At 41.3% G+C, this 2,861-nt stretch carries 4 protein-coding genes and 1 pseudogene; all 5 read left to right on the forward strand.

Going from position 1 to position 2,861, the window contains the following annotated elements; genetic code table 11:
• Positions 1 to 363: 363 nt before the first annotated feature.
• Entirely contained in the window at positions 364 to 546 is a 183-nt protein-coding gene (locus tag UF06_RS10810) for a DUF645 family protein (RefSeq protein ID WP_045570473.1), read from the forward strand.
• A gap of 211 nt (positions 547 to 757) precedes the next feature.
• Entirely contained in the window at positions 758 to 1,117 is a 360-nt protein-coding gene (locus tag UF06_RS10815) for a VOC family protein (protein ID WP_045570474.1), read from the forward strand.
• A 156-nt stretch (positions 1,118 to 1,273) separates the two neighbouring features.
• Positions 1,274 to 1,528, forward strand: coding sequence for a hypothetical protein (locus UF06_RS10820; protein WP_045570475.1), 255 nt, complete (start codon positions 1,274 to 1,276; stop codon positions 1,526 to 1,528).
• A 159-nt stretch (positions 1,529 to 1,687) separates the two neighbouring features.
• Positions 1,688 to 2,062 (forward strand): hypothetical protein, encoded by a 375-nt coding sequence (locus tag UF06_RS10825; RefSeq protein WP_025594819.1) that lies wholly within the window; start codon positions 1,688 to 1,690, stop codon positions 2,060 to 2,062.
• 664 nt (positions 2,063 to 2,726) lie between these two features.
• A pseudogene (locus UF06_RS27720) lies at positions 2,727 to 2,861 on the forward strand (RimJ/RimL family protein N-acetyltransferase); the annotation flags it as partial.

The following is a 2,861-nucleotide window of genomic DNA, read 5'->3' on the forward strand; positions in this document are numbered from 1 at the left end:
CCAATATTTTGATTGTTTTCTTAATCAAATGTAGTGTAACTTCTGGTTTATCTTATTGAATTTGCATAACAAAGCATTTAAGACGGATTCGCAACGCTTGGCGGTTTTAGTGTAAATTCAGTTTTTGTATTTTAAGTGGTTTGTCGAAGCACCGGTGTTTAGCGTTGCTCACCACTTAATTGGGCGTTAGCTTCTTAAAGGCTAAAATCATCAAAATCTAAGCTCATTTGTTGTGAGAAATCAGCTTTTAGCGTTCAAATTCCACAATTTGGCTTTCGAGTTTTTCGGATGCTGATTTGGTAGAAAGTGTTGAATGTTCAGCTGTTTCAAAGTTGCTGAAAGCCATCAAGCCTCGATGCTTCAATGTTGTTGGATGTTCCACTCGGAAAGTTTGGTTTCACAAAAGGCTGCATCATCGCTGTGATCTGGCTTTCTTTGTCGCGGACTCTTAACCGTGGCCAACTTAACCTTGATCGTTTTGAGTTTTGGCAGCCAACTTCACAGCTTTTGGCGTTGGACGTGTGTTTGTGTGATGCTTTTGCGTAAAATGCCTTTCAAGCAAGTATGTTAAAAATCATTGTTAAACAATAGGCTACGAAGCTAACAAACGCCTCAAGAGGGACTGTCAACGCGTGGCGTTTCCAGTCCCAATGAGCCGCGGTGGTTACGGTTGTTGTGTTTAAGTTTTGTGTTATGCGTTGCCAGCCCCTTAGGCGGGCGTTATACGCTTTTCGGAAAAATTACAAAGGGGCAGGAAATGAATCAGCATGAAAAGCTAAATTATGTAGAGTTTGGCGCAAAGGATTTGGAATCAACAAAGTCATTCTTCTCTTCTGTGTTTGGTTGGGATTTCGTTGATTATGGCCCTGAATATTCGGCTTTTTCCAATCAGGGCTTAGACGGTGGCTTCTTTAAATCAGACTCTTGCAGCCAGACAAAAACGGGTGGGGCTCTTTTGGTCTTCTACAGCGCAGATATAGAGTCTACATTGGCTAAAGTTATTCAAAATGGTGGTGAAATCTCTCGCCCGATATTTGAGTTTCCTGGTGGCTGTCGTTTCCACTTCATTGAGCCAAGTGGTAATGAGTTCGCAGTTTGGTCGGAAGCACGCGTATAACAAACAATTTAAGAGGGATTCTCAACGCTTGGCATTTTTGCTTCTACTTCAATTTTAGTGTTTACGATACAATACTTTAGGTTGGGTGGTGGCGTTGTTCACCCCTTAATTGGGCGTTAGCACAAAGATTGAGATTTGCATACAAGGAAAGTTTTTATGTCTGATTCTGATAATGGTACAGAGCTGTATTGCAGTAAATGTAATAAAAAAACATTGCATCGAAGATTAAGTGCTTCTGAGGTTGAAGCCCAAAAGACTGAGAAGAATAATCCAAAGTACAAAATTCTTCATTTTGTGTTTAGCGTATTACTTAATCAAAATAACTCGAAATCAAATATCAGCTATTTCAAGTGTGCTGTTTGTGGATCTGAGTACAACGAGAATGAAAGCATGCCTCATGGCTGGGGCTAGAAATCATTGGTATACTTTGTGCTAACAAACGCTTCAAGAGGGACAGCCAACGCGGGGCATTTTTACTATGCGTTGGTTTGTGTGATTACGGTGTTATGCGGAAACTTGGTGTTAGCGTTGTCTGCCCCTTAAGCGGGCGTTATAAAACAGGAGATCACAGTGAGTTTAGTTAAGGAATTTAAGTTTATTAAGTGGGAAGAGTTTGGAGAAGTTGTTGAGGAAAATAGAGTTGTGGAGCCTTCAGTTTCATTGAGAAGGTATGCCGAACTGAATAGATATGATGTCAAAAATAGGCTTCCATCAGCAGTTAAAGAGTTACTTACACTCGCCAAGCTTTATGATATTCCCTACAACAATAGCTCTAGTCCAGTAACTTTTTCTTATGCCATTATCGATGCCATATTTACGACTATTATTGTTTCTGCTGCTGAAAGAGACATGATACTAAATGCGCAACTTGAAACAGCGACTCATTCGCAGTTGGTTGAGGCGGAGCAGTTTATATCTGAACTAAGGTTGCCAGAGATTCGATAGTTTTATAACAAAGCGTTTAAGGCAGATTCGCAACGCGTGGCATTTTCAGTTCAAATTGGCTTTTGTGTTTACGGTGCAATGGTTTAGGTTAGGTGGCGGCGTTGCTCACTACTTAACGCGGCGTTATGCAACTCAGGTAAATTTAGGGGTTCACCTTTTGGGATTTCTCTGGCCATTCGTTTTGTGTTGTCGGCAAATGAGCTTTTTTACCCTAAAATTCGTGGTTTACTCAAGCCGTAAAACAGGCAAGTTTCTTTGTTTGCCTCAATCAGTTTTAGCGCTGGCGCGTTGTAAATTCAGTGGGCGCAAAGTGTGGAAAGGGCAAGTTTATCGAGCATTTTGCACTTGCTGAAGGTTTCGCTCGTTAAGTTTTCCTGATTCAAAAGCTTGGTTTGTTGTTGAAAGGTGGGCTTTGTTTTGGCGGCTTATTTATCTCGGTTCCTACTTGGGTTGGTTCTTGAATCACTCAACCATTGCAATTGTGGCTTTTGGTCGTGTAAATTCGGTTTATCTCATTGAATTTGCATAACAAACGGCTCAAGAGGGATTGCCAACGCGTGGCGACTTTAGTGTAAAATTGCAGTTCAGTGTTTAAGTGTGTTTTTTAAGTTCGGCGGTGCGTTGTCAACCCCTTAGCCGGGCGTTATGTTTTTAAGAGGAAATCATGTTTACATTGGATGTTGATACCGATCTGAAACTGGCTTTGGTTACTCCCAAGTTTGCTTCGGCCTATCTTGAAATTGTCAGTCGAGAGAGGGAATACTTGAGTCAATGGTTAGCTTGGCCTCCTCATGCAAGC

This window comes from Vibrio sp. S234-5, assembly GCF_000960595.1.
Taxonomy (GTDB): Bacteria; Pseudomonadota; Gammaproteobacteria; order Enterobacterales; family Vibrionaceae; genus Vibrio.

What these genes read in the sequence shown, in the direction of transcription:
- UF06_RS10820 (WP_045570475.1), top strand. Translation starts at nt 1,274, where the DNA reads ATGTCTGATTCTGATAATGGTACAGAGCTGTATTGCAGTAAATGTAAT.
- UF06_RS10810 (WP_045570473.1), top strand. Translation starts at nt 364, where the DNA reads ATGTTGTTGGATGTTCCACTCGGAAAGTTTGGTTTCACAAAAGGCTGC.
- UF06_RS10815 (WP_045570474.1), top strand. Translation starts at nt 758, where the DNA reads ATGAATCAGCATGAAAAGCTAAATTATGTAGAGTTTGGCGCAAAGGAT.